Below are 18,182 nucleotides of genomic sequence, written 5' to 3'. Positions count from 1 at the left end.
TCAATGGGGTGTACCCGAACCCCGCTCCGGCTGCTTGTTGCGGCAACGCTCGTCAACATCGTGCTGATCATCGAGGTGCCACAGATCGAGTCGCAGCGCGTGGGGTCAGAAACCCATGTCCGCAAATGGGTCATGCTGGACGAGATCAACACCGATATTCTGGAGCGGTCCTATGTCTGGGAGGACCGCACGCCCATCGGCACGTTCAGTTCCGTCTTCACATCCAAAATCCAGTCCAGCCTGATCGCGCTTGCCAGGTCGGGCGGGGCATCGATTGTTGATCGGCTTAAGTAGTCTCAATCACCGCAGGGGCTACCCAGCTTCATTTGTTCCCATCGATCCATTTTGACATCAGCCCCTTGTCGCGGAAACACTCATCCGGGACGGCGCGGCGTTTGATCCGGGCGAGACGCTCGGCGAAGGCGACCTGCTTCGATGTCGGGCGGCTGTCCTGCGCGCCCGGGTTCAACTTGGCTTGTGCGTCGATCCAGGCGCTCAGGGACCGCCGATCTTGCTGAACCTCCCACGGCAAAAGCGTCTGGGTGCGCAAGGCCAGCGCGCGCGCATAGGCGATCTGCTTGGGCGTCGCGGGCAGGGCGTAAGTGGTGCTTTCCATCGGGGATCTCCCTTCTTAGCGTGGTCCTTAAAATAGAACATAACAGGAACAAAATCAAGCCACCTGCGGAAATCATGGGGTTTGAGAGGAAGAGGAGGGCCGGGGGAGGTCAGGCCTGAGGATGCCCGAAAGAGGGTGCCCGGGCCTGATCCTGTTCCTCATTGGGGTCTGATGCCGGAAAGTGCAGGATTCTGCGTTCTCATGAGCTTCGCATTTAACAATCTCCGGCATCAGATCCCTAAAGAGTGAAAGTGTCCTTCGGGTTTTGTGACTGATGGATGAGGGCCTTCGGGGTCCCTCAGATGGGTCCGGGCCGGGTTCCGGTCTGCCGTTCCTGATGAAGGGCATTCCCATGCAAACAGGTGTCTTGCGCGTGTTGCGCGCGACCGCCGCCTCCTGGTGGCGGCATAGAGATCTGCGCCGAACTGGCCAGACGTTGCTGGCACAGCGGCTCGAACGCCAGACCGTCCTGCGTGATCTCGGCTATCTCAGGCAGGCGGCGAAGCTGCCGAATGCCCATGTGATCTGCGGAGAGGGCGGGACATTCATCCACCTCGGCTTGACCACCGTGTCGAGTTTCGCACCGATCGAGCGCTTTCCCTTGGCCGCTTTTGCGGTCGCACGTGGCACGCCGTTCATCGATATCCGACCCGTCACCGATGTCATCGCCTTCGCGAACCTGCCGCGGGTTGCGCGGAACGGATCGGTCGACCCTGACTCTTCGGGTCCCGGCAAGTCCGTGTCGCTGACCACCTACATCCACATGGTCGAAGCCCTCGGTGCCAGGATCGCCAACGATCCGCGCCCCTGTCGGTCAACCTAGTCACCACTCCCTCTCACCAAAACTCGAAAAGGAGGCCAACCATGGCCCGATCCCGTACGCCCAAATTCGATGCCTCAGAGGTCATCACAAACGAAATCATCCGCATCATCGAGCGCGGCGTCCTGCCGTGGCGCAAGCCCTGGACCGCAGGTGGCAGCTCTCGTCCCCTGCGCGTGGGCGGAGAACCCTACCAGGGAGTGAACAACTTCCTGCTGACGATGCGGACCGTGATGGCGGGCCACAGCTCTCCCTTCTGGATGACGCTGCCGCAGGCCAATGCGTTGGACGCAAAGGTCCGCAAGGGCGAGAAGTCCTCTGTCGTCGTTTACTACGGTCAAAGCCGGAGAGACGCCGGCGATGAGCATGTTCACAGCGACGGGGATGATCACTCCGAGGAAGCCCGTATCTTCCGCTTCCAGAAATCCTACCGTGTGTTCAATGCCTGCCAGATCGAGGGCTTGCCCGACAGCTTCTACCCTGACCCAGAGCCCGCGCCCAAGCATCCGCCGTCCGAGCCGATCCCGCACATGCAGGCGTTTTTCGATGCCATCGACATCACAACCGTCTTCACGGGCACGGAGGCGTACTATTTGCCCCCCGTGGACAAGGTCTACATGCCATCCATCACACGGTTTCAGGACCCGCGCAATTTCTACGGGGTCTGGGCGCATGAGCTGGCCCATGCCACGAAAGCCCCCCATCGACTGAACCGTGATTTCGGGTTCTCGAAGTTTGGCAACACGTCCTATGCGCGCGAGGAAATCGTCGCGGAATTGAGCTCGGTGTTCCTGGGTCAGACGCTCGGCTTCACGGCGCATACGCTCGAGATGAATGCCGCCTACCTCCACAACTGGTTGCGCGTTCTTCGGTCGGACAAGGGCGCGATCTTCCGGCACGCCGCGGACGCGCAGCGCGCCTGCGACTATCTGATCGCCAGATCGGAGGTGGGCAGGGCAGGGCGCAGTGCCGAGGCCGCCTGACCACACGGAGAACGGAGACACCCATGTCACGTAAGGAACCCAAAACGCTGCGGGTGGCCTGCTTCAACGACGGCCGCCGCAAGATCATCACCTTCAAGCTCGGTGCCTATTGGTGGAGCCCGTCCGAGGGCGCTTACCCGCTCTCGGCGGCACTCGAGAGCATCAAGGACCAGGGCGGCTGGATCGAAACCATCCCCAACCCGAATTACAGACCCAAGGGAATGTTCGGGTAGGGCACCTTCGGCCTCGGTTCATCCGCCAAGCGGAAAAGAAAAAGCGGGCTTTGAGAAGGGTGTTTCAAACCTCTCAAAGGAGATCCCCATGTCCATGAATGTTCAACCCCAGCCAGACCGTCCGGATCCGAGTGTGATCGCGGCGCAGAACGACGCGTTTCGCAAGCTCGCGTGCCTTGGAGTGCCGCCCGCGCAGCCCATCCAGGGCCGGATGCATGTCACCCGCTCGCTTATGGAGGCCGGCGATGGCTTCATGGCCGAGGCGGTGAAGGCAACCGGTGAGTTTGCCACGTTCGAGCCTGAGAATGACCCAGAAGGATGGCACGATTTCGGGGCGATCGAGATCCGTGGCGAGACCGTGTTCTGGAAAATCGATCTCTATGAGGCAGACTCGGATTTCCGCTACGGGGCTGAGACCCCGGACAATCCCGCCACCACCATGCGCGTGCTGACCATCATGCTGGCGCGCGACTGGTAGGCGAGGGGACACCCCCCAAACCTTACACGTCAAGCAATGAAGGCCCACTGGCCCCTCAAAGGGAGAGTGGGCCTTTTGTCGTGGTGATCCCTGAAGCCGGGGATTGGTCACGCGCAAGCGCGCGCGGGCCACACCTCACCCACCTGGAAGGATATCCCATGACCACAAGCTTTGCCCCTCTCACCGTCGCCATCGGCGATCTGGTCCCGCATCCCGCCAATGTGCGCAGCAACTCGCCGGAAACCTATGATCCCGAGAACATCGCGCATCTGAAGGCCAGCATCGCCGTTCTGGGCCTCTTGCAGCCGATCCTGGTCCAGAAGTTCGACGGCAAATACGCCGTGCTGGCCGGTGGCCGGCGGCATGCCGCGCTGAAGGAGCTGGTCGCTGACAAGGCCATCAAGGGCTTCACGGCGAAGACCAAGGTGGACTGCCGCCTTGTGCCGGAGGAGTGCGACGTCACCACGGCGCTGTCGCTCGCCGAGAACATTACTCAGGCGCCGATGAACGCAATCGACGAGTTCGAGGCCTTCGCCCGGATGATGGAGGTCGACGGCCAGACGCCCGAGACGATCGCCAAAACATTCGGCGCCACGGTGGCGGCCGTGAAAGGCCGGTTGCGCTATGGCCTGATCCACCCCGACATCCGCGCCGCGGCCCGGGGCAAGGTGATCACGCTCGACACGATGAAAGCCTTTGCCGAGCACCCGAGCCAGGAGGCGCAGCGCGAGGTCTTCGAGGCGCTCACAAAAGACGGCGGCTATCTGCAGGCCTATACCGTCCGTCAGGCGCTCAAATCCCGCGGTGTGCAGGTCAGCGATGATATCGGGGCTTTCGTGCGCGCGGACTACGAGGCTCGCGGCGGCGCCGTCGCGGCTGACCTTCTGGAAGAGCATTCCGTGCTGGAGGATGCAGCGCTGGTCGAAACCATCCTGCTCGAGAAGCTCGGTGCCGCCGCCGAAGAGGCCCGCATAAAGCTGGGCTTTGCCTGGGCCGATGCGATGGTGCGCTATGATTACGCGACCATGGCCGACTATGGCCGCGTCTATCCCGGCCCGATCGAGCCGGATGAGGCCACCCAGAAGCGCATCGATGAGATCAGCGCCGAACTCGAGAAATTGCAGCTCGAGATGGAGGATGAGGGGCTCGAGGACGGTGCCTACAATGCCCTTTACGAGCGCGTTGACGCTCTGGAAGAGGAAGCCCGCGATCTGCAGGAGGCCTACAGCGCCGAGGACCTCGCGCGGTCTGGGGTAATCGCGTCCTGGTCGGGCGGGCAGGTGACCCTCCATGTTGGCCTCGTCCGCCCGGAAGACACCGTCAAAAAGGAGGGCGCGCGCGGCTCCTCGGCTAGCCCGACCGGGGAGGAGGCCCCAGACGCCGGCGAAATCACCTACCCGGCCTCACTGGCCGAGGACCTCAAGACCGAGCGGGCCATGGCGCTCGGGGCCGCGATGGCGCTGCATCCGGAATCCACGCTTGATCTGACGCTCTTCAAGCTGGTCAGTGACGTTCTGGCCAGCGGCATGAGTGTCACGCAGGCAATCAAGATCGATGCCCGCAAGGAATACCGCAGCCATGCCAAGATGGACGAAATCGACGAGACCTCGCTCGAGCAGGTGGCGGCGGCGCATGAGGCGCTTGATCTGTCCTGGCTAGATGACGCCCGCGCGCCCGCTGATCAGTTCGCGGCGTTTCGCGCGCTGGAGGCCGGCGAGAAGGCCAAGCTCGTGGCCTATGCCACGGCCAGCACCACGCAGTCCTGCTTCGCGCGGGACCGCCAGCGCGACAGCCTGATGCATGCGTTCGAGATCGAGATCATGCCCGACATCCGCGCCCACTGGACGCCGAATGCGGCGCTCTTCAACCGCTTCAAGAAGGCTTGGCTCCTGAAGATCCTCGGCGAGGATCTGGGTCTCGCCCAGGAGGCGGTGACGCTGGCCTCGTCGAGCAAGAAGGAGATCGTCGCCTTTTGTGACAAGCTCTTCGCCGAGCCCTTCGCCACGCTCACGGACGCGCAGCGCGCTGCCGTGGCCGCCTGGTGCCCGCCCATGATGCAGACCGCCGGTGTCGCCTGTGATGAGGCGGAGCCCGCTGCGGAAACTCCCGAGCCTGACAGCGAGGTCGCGCAAGCGGCCTGAGTCCTTACGCGACCCGCGCGAGGCATTCCCCGCGCGGGTCGACCCTCCCACACCCAACCGAAAGACATCCTCATGGCTATTCTCAAGTTCTCTGCGTCCGCTGTCGCGGCGCAGATCGCCCATGCGCGCGCCTGCAAAACCTTCCTGCCCAACTGGAACGGTCCCGTGGACAGGCCGGCCCTGATCCTCATCGTCGGCAATGGCGTGCATCTGCGCTCGAACGGCATCGATGGCACGACCACCCGTATCGTCACCACCGAACAGGCCGATCCCTCCTTCGCCTTCGCCGACGGCATGAACCCGTTTCGGGACACCGACTGGATGGCGCAGCGCCGCATGGCGTTTCGCGATCTGACCGGCCAGTTCTACACCGACATCCTGGACGACGTGCAGGTGCTCATCGACCGGGGGCAGGGGGCGATCCGGCTTGCCACTGATGGCCACAGCATCCGCGTCTTCGTGCGCCGAGCCTCGGACTATCTCATCGGTGGGACCTACGAGGTGCCCTCGGGCCTCGGCGGCACCTTCCGGGTCATCCTCAAGGATGCCTGCGACACCTTCGCGATCGTGCAGAACTGCGGCAATTGCGAGGATTTCGACGCCATGCAGCCCTACCGCGTGCCGCTCGATGCGCTGATGGAAATCGATGACCGGAGGGCGGCGTGATGGGTTGGCTCTTCTACACCGACGGCCGCGTCCAGACCTACGCGGATGAGAAAGCGGAGATTGCTCGGCTGTGCACCTTCGAGGGCGAAAGGCGCAAGACGGAACTGGTCAAAGCCTGCAAGGTGGGCTCCACCTGGTATGCGGCGGCAAGGGTCACCAATCTCGACGGCACCCACGTCGAGGACACGACCTATGTGACCGATGCGGATGGGTCGATCACTTTTGGGGCTGTCTTCCTCACCCGATACGATGACGGCTGCTGGGGCTACAAGGACATGGAGGAAAGCGCTGGCCCCGTCGAGTCGCGCGCTCCGCTCAGCCTTCTGGCGCTGCTCTCGGAATTGAAGGACCCAGAGAGCTATGCCCATGCCTGGCGCCAGCGCTGCCGGGACTGGGCTTCGATTCCGGACTACGAGGAAGGCGACAAGATCAGGCTCGCCGCGCCCGTGACGCTCACCGATGGCAGCACCTGCCAGATCGTCACCGCGACCCACTACAGGCGGGGTCGGCAAAAACGCCGCTGCTACCGCATCGAGGAAACCGGTGGGCTCGTACGCCTGTCGAAGGCCTCGCTTGCGGGCTCGGAGCTGCTCAGTTCCGCAAAAGGTGCTGCCAGCCCGGTGCTGGCGGAGTATCTCGCGGGGCGACATTAGGTCCTGCGCCGGACGGTTCATCGGCCTGCCCGGCGACAGCAGATCCTGCGGCTTATCTTGACATGGCAATGCAAATGCATTACCTATCGCAAGCAGCAAAGACCCCCATTCTTTCAGGAGACTGCCATGACAGCCCTCGCACAAGATGTCTCGAAACTCACGGATCGGTATCAGACGACCGTGCCGGCGGGTGTGCGCAAACAGCTCAAGCTGGGCAAGGGCGACCAGATTCGTTACTGCACCGAGCCGAGTGGCAGGGTCTATATCGAGCCCGTGCGCAGCGACGAGGAAGATCCCGTGCTCGGAGCCTTTCTCGATTTTGTCGAGGCCGATATCAAGGCGCATCCGGACCGCATTCGGGCGTTCGATGGGGCTTTGCATGACCGTCTTGCAGCACTGGTCGGCGACGTTGACGTCGATCTCGATGCGCCGCTATCGCTCGAGGATGAATGAGCGGCGATAGCGTGCCCGCCCAAGCGCCCCTTGTCGTAAACGGATGGTCGATCTATGCGCATCCGCTCTTTCTGGACCAGCTCGAAGGGCTGATCGAGGAGGTTGAAGCGCGTAAGGTACGCGATCCAAAGACCTGGCGTAAGAAAAATTCCACGAAACGGCTGGCCGCCATTTTCAAGCTGGTCACCGAGGCCATACCGACAGATCCGGGTGCCGCCGCCTTCCGGCAAGGCGGCACACTCGGCGATCACCGCAAGCACTGGTTCCGGGCGAAATTCTTCCAGCAGTACCGGTTGTTCTACCGGTTCAACAGCGATGCGAAGGTCATCGTGGTGGCCTGGGTGAACGACGACAAGACCCTGCGCGCCTATGGCAGCAAGACGGATGCCTATGCGACGTTCAAAGGGATGCTGGAAGATGGCAACCCACCTGACAATTTCGACGCGCTCTTGAAAGAAGCGGCGGCGGCGGACAAGCGGTTCGAGACGTCCCTTGAAGCGGCGCCAGATCGGTAAGTGGGGCCGAATGCCGGAAGGGGCGGAGTCCCACGCTAAGGCTGCCAGTAAGGGGGGCATTATGCGTTTCAATCTCCGTCACCCTTGGGCCAAGTGAAATAGGCGACATTGGTGTGTCATGTGGCTGGTAGATGAAATTCTCAGAAGTCCCACCGTATCCGTACATTTGCCGTTCGCTGCAACGTATATGAACTGGTAAGGTGCGGACAGAGTTGCCTTTCGTTGCAAGCACGAAAAACAGAACGCGACCAGATCAGTATTAGCACGAAGGGCGGGAAGCGGTCATTCGCGGCAGGTGCGAGAGGGCTCATGGGACATTTTCAAAGCGGACCTTGGTTGGCCTTCAGCTTTCCGAATGGAATTTCTCAGTTCTGTTTCGGTGAAACTACTCAAGTTCCTGCGCGCAGCTACCCTGACGCCCTTTCCTGCCGTTCTTTGAAATACTTGATTGGCCACTCAGTCGGAGTGAATATCTCGTGGAAATCCGTGTCGATATTGCTTGCCATTCGTGCAAGTAAGCCTATTAAGCGATGCGCATTTTCGCGGTTCTCACGCAATAGGTTCCCCTCCACAGCCTCTTCGTCGCCGCTACGCTCAACGTATCTACGGTCGATGACGCCAGCATTGTGTTCAAAAACGTGCCTGCGCTCCATCATGAGCCGGATGAACCGAGCATCTTTGTCCGCAATCCCTTTGAGTGGATTCAGATCGAAAAAGTCTTTCAAACGTTTGAAGGTTTCGGACTCAATGTCATGAAAGATCAACCTAGAAAGCGCTTCTTTCCGTGCGACTTTCATCGGAGTTCGGCGTATGAGTTGATTAACGATGTCACGGCACGCTGCATCGAATGCTGATACGCTTTGGCTTACGGCTACCTCTGGTTGTGCTTGTCCGTCATTTAATGACTGCCGGATTTCCTCAAGCCGACCCGAGAGCATTTGGACGTTATTCCGCCGTCCACAGGCAGCGCAGTATCCATAGAGGCCTCTGATATCGTTAAACTCGCCACAGTGTTTGCACTTGTATCGCGTTTGTTGTGTCTGTGACGCATAGTAGAAGTCCGGCTTTGGTTCATCATCTGCCTGCTTAACGAGGCTTTCCATGTCGATTTCTACTTGCCGCTCTGTCCCCTTTTTATCGGGTGCAGCAAGTTCTTCCTCTAACCTCTCAGCAAGGTGAGCAAGGAACATCCTTTGTGCTGGTGTGAGAAATTGAAATGCCGCTGTCCTCAAGCCGCAGTAGGGGCAGGTCTGGGGATAAATGGCCGCGTGGTTTCCATTGCGGAAATAGCCACCACATTGTGGGCATTGATGACCCCAGCAGCCTAGTGAGTCAGACCCAAGGATTGCGGGAACACAGCCCTCCGGGGGCGGTGGATCAAACGGTTGGCCGATTCCTCCCAATTTGAAGTCAGACACTGGGATCCCATGGGGGAGCAAGATGTAGACTCCAACGGCAGTCATTGGCCCCGGACTACGTCCAACAATTCCAAATGCTGCGCCCTTCCGTCCTTCATCATCGCAAGAGATATTGATGGTCGTGTTGGCACCGCAATGAGCAACCTCTTTGAAATCCTCTTCATAGTACGCCATTGTGAGTCCGGTCCATTCATTGAAACTGCTGTCGCTCTGCCAGAACTGTAGCTTGCCCTCGACGCCTCCACCATCTGTGACGGATGATGATATCCGGGCAACGCATCCGATGACCGCAAAGAGTCCAGACCAAACTAGGCCCCAACATTGCTTCTCCGCCGAATACGCCTTAATTTATGGCTTATAATTTAGTATTTAGCAATTCTTTGTTGAATTTGCTATGATAGGCGCCATATGTGGACCCTAACGGAGTGATCTTATGCTTTACAGTGTCGAAATTGAGAACTTCTTCTCAGTTGGAGAACGCCAAGTTCTCGACCTTCGCGCCCGGAAGTCAGTTGACGATCCGCTGGGGCGACTATCCCCGATTTACAAGGGCGCTGATGAGAGAGCCCCGAAGGTCGTTGCACTTTTTGGTCCAAATGCAGCTGGAAAATCGAACATATTACGGTCGATAGCGTTCGGGTCATGGTTTGTCGCGCATAGCTTCGGCCACCGTTCAGACCTCAGCCTTCCCTACGAAAAGTTTGGCAGCGATGAGCGGATTAAGAAAACCACCAGATTGGCATTCTCATTTGCGGGACCAGTTAACCCACTTTCCATATCCGAAGACAGTGATCAGTGCCCCTACACTTACGAAGTCGTGCTATCACCTCGCGGCAATAGCCGTGCTGACGAAGTACTTCTAGAAAAAATGTGCTACCAGCCCCGTGGGAAAGGTAAGTTTAGAACACTGTTTGAACGGAACGAAAGCAATGCGGTAAAGGCGGAAAAAGGTTTCCTAACTTCTGGCACCGAGAAAGCCCTGAAGGAAGTTCTTCGACCCAGGGCTAGCGTGATCGCGACGTTGGCGCAGTTGAACCACGCGATCGCCACCGCGTTTGTCGAAGCGGCGTTATCCGTGGTCTCGAACATCTTCATCGACCGGGTTGAAGATGATGTAAGGACGATGACTAAATGGTACCATAACAATCCCAACGCACTTGATGAGCTTCAAGGGATTGCAAGGCGCATTGATCTTGGGATTGATGAGATTGGAATCGACTCATCTTCGAGCGAGCCGATGATGCTCTTTCGGCACTCGGGTTTGGATCAGATAATTTCGCTGAACCGCGAAAGTCATGGTACTCAGCAGTTCATCAAAATCTTCCCCTACATTTTGATGGCACTGGATCGAGGCGGCGTGGCAATAATTGATGAGCTGGATACGACAATCCATCCTCTCATCCTACCAGAGATACTGCGTTGGTTTGGCGACCCAAATCGCAATCCGCATGGGGCGCAACTGTGGACGACTTGCCATTCTGCAAGCCTCCTTACGGAACTCACCAAAGAGGAGGTGTTTTTCTGCGAGAAGGATGATGAGGGCAACACAACGGTATTCAACCTGGCCGATGTTGAGCGGGTACGTCGAAACGAGAACTTTTACGGCAAATATATGGGCGGCGAGTACGGTGCCGTACCGGTGCTTGGCTAATGGTGCGAAGGCAAAAAGTTAGACGGCGCCGGCGCTTATTTGTCGGTTGTGAGGGCGAGAGCGAACAGGGCTACGCAGCGCTACTGCAACGTTTTGCTGACGAGCAAGGCTGTGCCGTTCACGCCGAATCAAAAGTGGTACCGCGTGCGGGCGATCCTCTCGCCATTGTGGAGCGCGCAATTGAAATGGCCGCACAAGGCGAAAGAGGGTCTAGACCAGCCTACAGCGTACGTTTTCTGATGCTGGATACAGACCTACTCGGGAATAATCCCGGTCGTGATGCCCAGATTGACGGGTTGGTGGAGCGGCACAACTTCGTCCTGCTGAGACAGAATTGCTGCTTCGAAGCATTCTTGCTCAGGCACTTTGTTGGTCATGCCAACGATGAACCACCCACTGCAGCGATCGCTCTCACCCGTCTCCTGGCAGTTTGGCCTCAATACAAAAAAGGATTTCCTGCTCAGGAGCTTCGAAAGCAAATAGCCCTTGAAGATGTCCAGCGTGCAGCACAGAGCCCGCGTAACGCTGACTTTAGTTCTTTTCTGGATGCCATGGGGCTGCAGCCTCACTAGTGCGAATTCTTGGCTTCAAGCTCCAACAAATAGGCTTCATCGGAACCAAAAGGAATGTGGGCGTACACACCCTCCGCTTCATGCGCATCCAGGAGGATACCATAACGGAGGAGTAAGCGTTCTAGATGCCGGTTGGTGAACAGAATGTCTTCAAATCGGCCCCATTCCTCCAAGCTCTCCATGAACCCGCTCAGGTCCTTCGCAAACAGATCGAACCAGTCGATAATCTCAAGTTCTTTGAGCTTTTCACACAGATCACCCGGCAACTCTGGTGGTTGCTCAAACGAATGATAAGTGCCGATCAATCGGGCACATGCTTTTAGAAGAAGGCTTAGCGCTTCAAAAGTGTATTCGAGGAACTCGTCCAAATTCCCATCCACACGATAGGCTTGGCGTTTCGCAACAATACTTTGATGAGCCAGGTCTAGTTGACCGACGAGGTGTTCTTCAGCGGCATTAGTTCTCACGTTGTCGCGCGCGCAGACTCGAGCGCAGAAATAAGCGCTGAACGCATTGTAAGAACGCTGGCTCAGCAATTGCTCAACGCCATCGGAAGCAACGAACTTTGCTGCTTCCGGGAACCTGCCGAAAATCAACGATTCCAAATAAGTGCCAGCAATCATTTGCGCTAACAGGTCTTCGGCTTCGAGCCGCTCGGATTCTTCGCCAAACATAAGTTGTGCAGCCAGACTATCGCGCAAGACGAAATGTGTCTTCATCACACCGTCGCGCATCACCCAAAGCGGCATTGCGACGCCAAGACCGAATTCGGGCGGCGTGGATTTGATCGGTGCCGTGTCAAAGCCGCGATCCACCTCATTCAGGGCGGATTCATAGTCATGAGCAACTGTGAATCCGTCAAATCGGCAGAACGTTTGTGTCGGTACCAGTCGTATGATCAACTTGCTTAGATTGTCGCCCAGCTGTCTTGCAAAGTCCTCATCGCCAGCGTCTTTGAGCGCGATGGAAAAACTCAGATTATGGTCCGCATTGTCGTCTTGTTCCAGGTCGAAGATTGACTTCTGGTTGGCTGCGTTTTCGCTTGGCGGAAGAAGGTCGAGGGAAACACCTGCCAGAGCGTCGTCGATTAGTCCTGTGATCTTGCTGCGAACCTGTTCACCTAAACCTTCGTGGTGAAATGCCAAGGCATCGCTACGTTGACTCGATAGAAAAAAATCAAGGCATACGGTCGTTGCGATGTCATTGATGCCCTCGACAGCAAAAGCATCGGCACCCGCGCGGGTGCCCACCAGTATCCGATCCGGCGCAACGGGTAGAACTACATATCTCAGTTTCTTTCCACCCAGAAAAAGTGGCTGCCAGCCTTCATCTTCATCGAAAGAAATACATACGCAGTCCGGAAGGATTGCCGGCACCATTTTGTGTGGTTCTACCGTCCATTGCAATCCGGCGAGTTTTTCGATGATGCCGTCAGGCGCGAGCGTTCTGGACAGAGCTTCAATGTGTGCCGATGTGGCTAAGGCCTTCGTGTTTCCCAAGAACTGATCGACGAGCGGCAGAACAGTGCTTTGCGCCTCTTCAAGCATTGAGGCTCCGTTCTCTCGGAAATGAAAATAGAGCACACGGGCAAGTGTTTCCTTGCTGACGCCAGACAACACATCATATCCATTTTTTGTGATGCCGTCCAAAATGATGTCTTGAAGTTTATTGGGGATACAGTTGGCTGATAGTCTTCCGATCCCGAAAACCTCAGCAGGGTTTTCGACTAGCTTACCTATGGCTTGCGCCATACTCGCCGCCCCCTCCATTATGAACGTTCTCGAATGCGCGGAGCGAATGGACAAGTGGGTGGCGACTTCGCCAACCATTAGTGGGTCTGCCTCCTCACCGATGTTAAGGGCGCGCAGCACGTCAACCATCTTGAACACGTGCGTTTCGTAATCCGTGATGAGATCGTCAAGCGTTGGCGTCCCATCCTCTGACGGTTTCGAATAGAAATGCTTCTGTTTAGCCGCATCACCACGGTCAACCGGAACAGGATGGTCAAGGTTACGACGATACATCCACAGCTTGTCAGACCCATCCTGAATGACGAAAGGTTTCAAGAAATGTCGCGGAATGAAGTGCTGCCCGCTCCCAGCCATTAGACACGTTCTCCAGATTGGTTTTTTCAAAGTCAGCGACGACAGATCGCCAAGCGCTCAGCGTCTGTTCATAGAAGTGCCGTCACTATAGTAGCTCATCTTGGATTTGTAGTACCGGCTTAGGTCATAAAATCGAAGAAAACTGCGCCTTTCAATTTCTTGGAACTTTGAATGGTGTGGTCTGCGAACGGCCGCTATTTGGGCTGCAACCGCAGCACTTTGCTTCGTTGGCCAATGGCCGGAATGGGCCGTTCGCAACAACTTGAATTTTCTGCGTATGCGAAATGCTGCGCTTCCAGCATCCGGAAGTTTTTGCTCCTAGCTGTCGATCGCCGCGCGCTGCCTCAATGTCGGCTTTTTGATCAATAAGTTCAGCTGTTTTGCTGCGTGGCTTTCTCTTTGTTGCTGAGGAGGGCGGACCGCGTTGACGGCCCGCCCTTCTTAATAGCTTTCGGGCCGGATCCCCTGAAAAGCAAAAGCGGGCTTTTTGTCCTTTGGAACTCAGACCCTGATCCAAAGGAAAATCCCCATGTCCAAACCCAGAACGGCCAACCCGGCTCTCGCAATCTCCGAAGCCGATCTCGCCTCTGCGCTAGCGCTTATCGGCACAGAGATCCACCACCAACCCCTGCGCAGCTCAGCGCTCGCGCGCGTCATGCGCGAGACGTTTCTTGGCAGCGATGCCGGCGGTGCCTGGGACTGGCGCATGGCATATGACCTGATGCAGGCCGCGGCTGTCCAGGTGCTGCTGCGTGGGGACGGCGTGGCAGGTGACAGCGCCGCTGCAAGGCTGCTTGCCTCGCGGCTGCTGACGGAAACGCGCCGGTCAGAGCAGCAGATCCGGCTTCAGCAGTTTTCCACGCCGCTGACTTTCGCGACCATGGCGGTGCGGGCCGCAGCGATCCGCAAGGGCGAGACCGTGCTGGAGCCCTCGGCGGGCACCGGTGCACTGGCCGCTTTCGCCGCCCGGACTGGTGCCGCGCTTTTGCTCAACGAGATCGACCCCTTTCGCCAGCGCCTCCTGCGCGCGGTTTTCGGCGGCGAGGTGACGGGCCATGACGGCGAGCATATCGACGATCTGCTGCAGTCGCCGCTTCTACCCGAAGTCGTGGTGATGAATCCGCCCTTCGCCTCCTCGGTCGACCGCTCCCGGGACAAACACATCGCCGCCAAACATCTCGTCGCGGCTGCCAAGCGTCTGGCACCCGGTGGGCGGCTGGTGGCGATCATGCCGCCGGGATTCACGCCCGAACGCGATGCCGCGCATTGGTCACGCGCCTGCGCTCTCCTGACGCCGCGATTGGCGCTGACGATGCCGGGGCAGGTCTATCGCAAGCTCGGCACAACTGTGGAAACCCAGCTCATGGTCTTCGACAAGGTGCAGGAGGACGGCGAGATGATCCGCGCCAGTGTGCGGGATCTGGATGAAGCCTTGGCATATGTCGATGCCGTAGCCGCAACCCGGACCGAGATGCGCCCTGCCCAACGGGCTGAAGCGATCCCTCATGCTCGGCCGACCGTTCCATCATCTGCCCCGCGCAAGACCGTCGCTGCGCCTGTTGCCGCCTCCAAACCCCGCGCCAATGCCGTCCGTCCGCTCTGCTTCACAAGCTTTGAGACCCCGCGCGACAACACGCCCATCTCGGACATCTATGCGCGCTACCGTCCTCAGCGGATCGAGATCGCGGATGCGCAGGAACATCCCACGCCGCTCGTCGAGAGCATCGCCATGGCCTCGGTTGCCCCGCCCATGCCCTCAAACACGGGCAGTGATGACTTGCGCTTGCCCGCCCGGTTGATCGAGGAGGGACATCTCTCCGAGGCGCAGCTCGAGACCATCATCATGGCGCATGATGCCCATGGGCGCGACCTGCCGGGGCGGTTCACCATCGATGACGACCAGACCAAGCTGACGCGCGCCGATGATGACCCTAATGCACGGGCCTATCGCCTTGGCTATTTCCTCGGCGACGGCACCGGTTGCGGCAAGGGGCGCGAATGCGCGGGGCTCATCCTTGTCAACTGGCTGGCCGGGCGCAGGAAGGCGATCTGGGTCTCCAAATCCGCCACGCTCATCGAGGACGCGATCCGCGACTGGACTGATCTCGGCGGCTCGCCTGCCGATATCCAGCCGCTTTCCAAATGGAAACCCGACCAGCCCATACCGATGGGCAACGGGATCCTCTTCGTGACCTACGCCACGCTGCGGTCCGCGGGCAAATGCGGCACCACACGGCTGAGCCAGATCCTCGACTGGATGGGCGAAGACTTCGACGGCGTACTGGCCTTTGATGAGGCCCATGCCATGCAGAACGCGGCCGGGTCCGAGCAGGGCAGGGGGGTCAAACCCTCCCAGCAGGGCCTTGCTGGCCTGCGGCTGCAACTGGCAGCACCCCGCGCTCGCGTCTTCTACATCTCGGCCACGGGTGCCACGAGCGTGCACAACCTCGCCTATGCCGCGCGGCTGGGGCTCTGGGGGCAGGGCCCCGAATATCCCTTCCCGAGCCGCGAGAGCTTTGTGTCGGCGATGGAAGCCGGCGGCGTTGCCGCCATGGAGGTGGTCGCCCGCGATCTCAAGACGCTCGGCCTCTACACGGCGCGCGCCCTCAGCTTTGATGGCGTGGAGTATGACGTGCTCGAACACGCGCTCACTTCGGCCCAGATCGAGATCTACGACGCATACGCGGCTTCGTTTCGGACGATCCACCACAATCTCGAGGCCGCGCTGACAGCGACCGGCGTCAACGACGCCTCGGGAGAGACTAATGCCTCGGCCGCACGCGCCTCGGCCAAGTCCCGCTTCGAGAGCACGAAACAGCGCTTCTTCAACCATCTCCTGATGGGCATGAAAGCCCCGACCATCATCCGCGCAATCAAGGACGATCTGGCGGCGGGCAAGGCTTGCGTCATCCAGGTGGTCTCGACGGGTGAGAGCCTGCTGAAACGACGACTTGAGACAATGGACCCGGAGGATGAACTCGTCGAGGGTGCCTTGACGCCGCGCGATTATGTTCTGGGATACCTCGAACAGGCCTTCCCGATTCATGCGCAAAAGCTGGTCGAGATCGACGGCAACATGGTGGCGGAACCTTTGCGGGATGAGACCGGCGCGCTCGTTGTCTCGCGCGAGGCGCTCGCTTTGCGTGACGCGGCCATGATGGAATTGATGACGCTGGCGCCGATCCCCTCGGCGCTCGATCAGATCCTCTGGGCATTTGGCGATGAGGCCGTGGCAGAAGTCACGGGGCGGTTCATCCGGCCACTCAAGGCCGAGGATGGCCATCTCTTCATCGAGAAGCGCAGCGCCAGCAGCAATTCGTCCGAGACCCAAGCCTTCATGGACGGCGAAAAGGATATCCTGATCTTCTCCGACGCGGGCGGTACGGGCCGGTCCTATCACGCGGCGCAAACGGCGAAGAACCAGAAACGGCGGCGGCACTACCTGCTGGAGCCCGGCTGGCGCGCCGATGCGGCCATCCAGGGGCTGGGCCGTACGCATCGCTCGGCCCAGGTAAGCGCGCCCTTCTTCCGGGTCTGCACCTCAGATGTGCATGGCGAAAAGCGTTTCACCTCAACTATAGCCAAACGCCTCGACCAGCTGGGGGCCTTGACGAAGGGCCAGCGCGAGACCGGCTCGCAAGGCATGTTCCGCGAGGAGGACAATCTCGAAAGCCCGATCGCGCGGGCCGCACTACGTGGGTATTTCGCCGATCTTGCCGCCGGGCGCGCTGAGGCGATGAGCTACGAGAGCTTCACCGACTGGACGGCCCTACGGCTGATCGACAAGGACGGGGTGCTCCTTGAAGAGCTTCCCCCGATCCAGCGGTTTCTCAACCGGGTTCTGGCCCTGCCCATCCACATGCAGAACGCGCTCTTTGCCGAGTTCATGAGGCGGATTGCCGATCAGTCTGAGCGGGCGCGCGCGGCGGGCACGCTCGATCTCGGCGTGGAAACCCTGCGCGGCGAGAAGATCGAACAGGTCTCCACCGAGGATCTCTGGACCTGCCCGAAATCTGGCGCCGTGACGCGGATCATCGGACTTGAGGTGACGGACCCGGTCCACGTGCTGTCGGCGGATGACGCCCTGTCGCGCAACCCCGACAAGCTGCCGATGGTCAATCGCGCCTCGGGTCGCGCGGCGCTCATCTCGGCGCGGCCCATGCAGATGTATGACGAGGACATTGTCACGCTGATGCGCAAGGCGGTGCGTCCAAACGGGTCGAGCTACCTCGAAGAGGCACGGTTTGAGTCCTCGGCCTGGGAAGAGATCGGAAGGCCCGAGTTTGCAAGGCTTTGGGATGCCGAGGCTGCGTCCCTGCCAAAAACCACCACGACCAAGCTCTACCTGCTGACCGGGCTCTTGTTGCCGATCTGGAAGGACATTCCGACCACCAATGAGCGCATCTACCGGGTCACGCCCGACGGGGCGACCGCGATGATCGGGCGCACGCTGAGCGAGGAAGGGGCGGCCGCGCTGCGCGCCCGCTTCCTCGTCTCCAACCCGCAAACACCGCAGGAGATGTTGACCGCCGCCCTCGGCACCACCGCGCCTGTCGATCTGGGCCGGGGTCTGACCCTGACCCGTCGCCGGGTCGCAGGCGAGATGCGTCTCGAGCTGGGCGGTGCGGATCGGGGCATGATTGAAGGTCTCAAGGCCCTCGGCTGCTTCACGGAGATCATCGCCTTCCAGCTGCGGGTGTTCCTGCCGCATGGGGACGGGATCGACACGGGAAGCATTCTGGCCCGGATCGTGGGGCAGCGAGCCGCTAGAGCTGCAGAACAAGCCGCCTGAAAAGTCAAAGCGGGCTTCTGGTCGAGCGTCGCGGATCGGGGTTTGGCCGGTCTGCGCTTTCCGGGCGCGCTCTGACCAGTGCCACG

Annotated in this window: 16 protein-coding genes; 13 read left to right on the top strand and 3 right to left on the bottom strand. The window is 59.5% G+C overall.

Translation table 11 applies throughout. The features are described from left to right. Positions 1–3 precede the first annotated feature (3 nt). The gene (locus ACSR1C_RS16365) at positions 4–294 is read left to right on the top strand and encodes a hypothetical protein (RefSeq protein ID WP_009503882.1); all 291 of its coding nucleotides are present in this window, start codon (positions 4–6) and stop codon (positions 292–294) included. A gap of 28 nt (positions 295–322) precedes the next feature. On the opposite strand, the gene ACSR1C_RS16360 is transcribed toward ACSR1C_RS16365, so the two are convergent. After that, complete coding sequence (locus tag ACSR1C_RS16360) at positions 323–616, bottom strand: hypothetical protein (protein WP_009503883.1); 294 nt, start codon at positions 614–616, stop codon at positions 323–325. A 337-nt stretch (positions 617–953) separates the two neighbouring features. On the opposite strand from ACSR1C_RS16360, the gene ACSR1C_RS16355 reads away from it, so the two are divergent. The 9 genes from ACSR1C_RS16355 (at position 954) to ACSR1C_RS16315 (ending at position 7,558) form a co-directional block, all read left to right on the top strand. Beyond that, positions 954–1,439: a hypothetical protein gene (locus tag ACSR1C_RS16355; protein WP_034452064.1), complete on the top strand. Its 486-nt coding sequence runs from the start codon at positions 954–956 to the stop codon at positions 1,437–1,439. Between the two features lie 41 nt (positions 1,440–1,480). Continuing rightward, on the top strand, positions 1,481–2,419 hold the full coding sequence (locus ACSR1C_RS16350) for an ArdC family protein (protein ID WP_460260417.1): 939 nt from the start codon (positions 1,481–1,483) through the stop codon (positions 2,417–2,419). 23 nt (positions 2,420–2,442) lie between these two features. Next, positions 2,443–2,652 carry a DUF6330 family protein gene (locus ACSR1C_RS16345; RefSeq protein WP_009503758.1) on the top strand — a complete coding sequence of 70 codons (210 nt, stop codon included), beginning with the start codon at positions 2,443–2,445 and terminating at the stop codon, positions 2,650–2,652. A gap of 88 nt (positions 2,653–2,740) precedes the next feature. Beyond that, positions 2,741–3,130: a DUF3768 domain-containing protein gene (locus ACSR1C_RS16340; protein ID WP_009503759.1), complete on the top strand. Its 390-nt coding sequence runs from the start codon at positions 2,741–2,743 to the stop codon at positions 3,128–3,130. A 158-nt stretch (positions 3,131–3,288) separates the two neighbouring features. After that, positions 3,289–5,271, top strand: a complete 1,983-nt coding sequence (locus ACSR1C_RS16335) for a ParB/RepB/Spo0J family partition protein (RefSeq protein ID WP_009503760.1) — start codon at positions 3,289–3,291, stop codon at positions 5,269–5,271. Positions 5,272–5,343: 72 nt separating this feature from the next. Then, positions 5,344–5,937, top strand: coding sequence for a hypothetical protein (locus ACSR1C_RS16330; protein WP_009503761.1), 594 nt, complete (start codon positions 5,344–5,346; stop codon positions 5,935–5,937). Further along, the gene (locus tag ACSR1C_RS16325) at positions 5,937–6,590 is read left to right on the top strand and encodes a DUF6927 domain-containing protein (protein ID WP_009503762.1); all 654 of its coding nucleotides are present in this window, start codon (positions 5,937–5,939) and stop codon (positions 6,588–6,590) included. The genes ACSR1C_RS16330 and ACSR1C_RS16325 overlap by 1 nt, the downstream gene beginning before the upstream one ends. 126 nt (positions 6,591–6,716) lie before the next feature. Further along, a complete protein-coding gene (locus ACSR1C_RS16320; protein ID WP_005668772.1) occupies positions 6,717–7,043 on the top strand; it encodes a type II toxin-antitoxin system PrlF family antitoxin in 327 nt (108 codons plus the stop codon). After that, positions 7,040–7,558, top strand: coding sequence for a type II toxin-antitoxin system YhaV family toxin (locus ACSR1C_RS16315; protein WP_009503763.1), 519 nt, complete (start codon positions 7,040–7,042; stop codon positions 7,556–7,558). The genes ACSR1C_RS16320 and ACSR1C_RS16315 overlap by 4 nt, the downstream gene beginning before the upstream one ends. A gap of 407 nt (positions 7,559–7,965) precedes the next feature. Here ACSR1C_RS16315 and ACSR1C_RS16310 read toward each other — a convergent pair whose 3' ends face one another. After that, the gene (locus ACSR1C_RS16310; RefSeq protein ID WP_152334940.1) at positions 7,966–9,150 is read right to left on the bottom strand and encodes a hypothetical protein; all 1,185 of its coding nucleotides are present in this window, start codon (positions 9,148–9,150) and stop codon (positions 7,966–7,968) included. A gap of 259 nt (positions 9,151–9,409) precedes the next feature. On the opposite strand from ACSR1C_RS16310, the gene ACSR1C_RS16305 reads away from it, so the two are divergent. Both ACSR1C_RS16305 and ACSR1C_RS16300 read left to right on the top strand, forming a co-directional pair. Beyond that, positions 9,410–10,627, top strand: a complete 1,218-nt coding sequence (locus ACSR1C_RS16305; RefSeq protein WP_034452001.1) for an ATP-binding protein — start codon at positions 9,410–9,412, stop codon at positions 10,625–10,627. Further along, entirely contained in the window at positions 10,627–11,199 is a 573-nt protein-coding gene (locus ACSR1C_RS16300) for an RloB domain-containing protein (protein ID WP_083840586.1), read from the top strand. The genes ACSR1C_RS16305 and ACSR1C_RS16300 overlap by 1 nt, the downstream gene beginning before the upstream one ends. On the opposite strand, the gene ACSR1C_RS16295 is transcribed toward ACSR1C_RS16300, so the two are convergent. Beyond that, a complete protein-coding gene (locus tag ACSR1C_RS16295; protein ID WP_009503767.1) occupies positions 11,196–13,304 on the bottom strand; it encodes a hypothetical protein in 2,109 nt (702 codons plus the stop codon). The genes ACSR1C_RS16300 and ACSR1C_RS16295 overlap by 4 nt on opposite strands. A 529-nt stretch (positions 13,305–13,833) precedes the next feature. Between ACSR1C_RS16295 and ACSR1C_RS16290 the strand changes: the two genes are divergently transcribed. Next, positions 13,834–18,096, top strand: a complete 4,263-nt coding sequence (locus ACSR1C_RS16290; RefSeq protein WP_009503768.1) for a strawberry notch family protein — start codon at positions 13,834–13,836, stop codon at positions 18,094–18,096. The last annotated feature ends 86 nt before the right edge of the window (positions 18,097–18,182 follow it).

The sequence above is a fragment of the Actibacterium sp. D185-2 genome, from assembly GCF_054954595.1.
The sequence above is the reverse complement of the archived record's forward strand: the minus strand, read 5'-3'. Positions and strand labels throughout refer to the sequence as shown.

Excerpts from the sequence above, each read along its gene's own strand:
- ACSR1C_RS16365 (WP_009503882.1), top strand. The coding sequence starts at position 4 with ATGGGGTGTACCCGAACCCCGCTCCGGCTGCTTGTTGCGGCAACGCTC.
- ACSR1C_RS16360 (WP_009503883.1), bottom strand. The coding sequence starts at position 616 with ATGGAAAGCACCACTTACGCCCTGCCCGCGACGCCCAAGCAGATCGCC.
- ACSR1C_RS16355 (WP_034452064.1), top strand. The coding sequence starts at position 954 with ATGAAGGGCATTCCCATGCAAACAGGTGTCTTGCGCGTGTTGCGCGCG.
- ACSR1C_RS16350 (WP_460260417.1), top strand. The coding sequence starts at position 1,481 with ATGGCCCGATCCCGTACGCCCAAATTCGATGCCTCAGAGGTCATCACA.
- ACSR1C_RS16345 (WP_009503758.1), top strand. The coding sequence starts at position 2,443 with ATGTCACGTAAGGAACCCAAAACGCTGCGGGTGGCCTGCTTCAACGAC.
- ACSR1C_RS16340 (WP_009503759.1), top strand. The coding sequence starts at position 2,741 with ATGTCCATGAATGTTCAACCCCAGCCAGACCGTCCGGATCCGAGTGTG.
- ACSR1C_RS16335 (WP_009503760.1), top strand. The coding sequence starts at position 3,289 with ATGACCACAAGCTTTGCCCCTCTCACCGTCGCCATCGGCGATCTGGTC.
- ACSR1C_RS16330 (WP_009503761.1), top strand. The coding sequence starts at position 5,344 with ATGGCTATTCTCAAGTTCTCTGCGTCCGCTGTCGCGGCGCAGATCGCC.
- ACSR1C_RS16325 (WP_009503762.1), top strand. The coding sequence starts at position 5,937 with ATGGGTTGGCTCTTCTACACCGACGGCCGCGTCCAGACCTACGCGGAT.
- ACSR1C_RS16320 (WP_005668772.1), top strand. The coding sequence starts at position 6,717 with ATGACAGCCCTCGCACAAGATGTCTCGAAACTCACGGATCGGTATCAG.
- ACSR1C_RS16315 (WP_009503763.1), top strand. The coding sequence starts at position 7,040 with ATGAGCGGCGATAGCGTGCCCGCCCAAGCGCCCCTTGTCGTAAACGGA.
- ACSR1C_RS16310 (WP_152334940.1), bottom strand. The coding sequence starts at position 9,150 with ATGGCGTACTATGAAGAGGATTTCAAAGAGGTTGCTCATTGCGGTGCC.
- ACSR1C_RS16305 (WP_034452001.1), top strand. The coding sequence starts at position 9,410 with ATGCTTTACAGTGTCGAAATTGAGAACTTCTTCTCAGTTGGAGAACGC.
- ACSR1C_RS16300 (WP_083840586.1), top strand. The coding sequence starts at position 10,627 with ATGGTGCGAAGGCAAAAAGTTAGACGGCGCCGGCGCTTATTTGTCGGT.
- ACSR1C_RS16295 (WP_009503767.1), bottom strand. The coding sequence starts at position 13,304 with ATGGCTGGGAGCGGGCAGCACTTCATTCCGCGACATTTCTTGAAACCT.
- ACSR1C_RS16290 (WP_009503768.1), top strand. The coding sequence starts at position 13,834 with ATGTCCAAACCCAGAACGGCCAACCCGGCTCTCGCAATCTCCGAAGCC.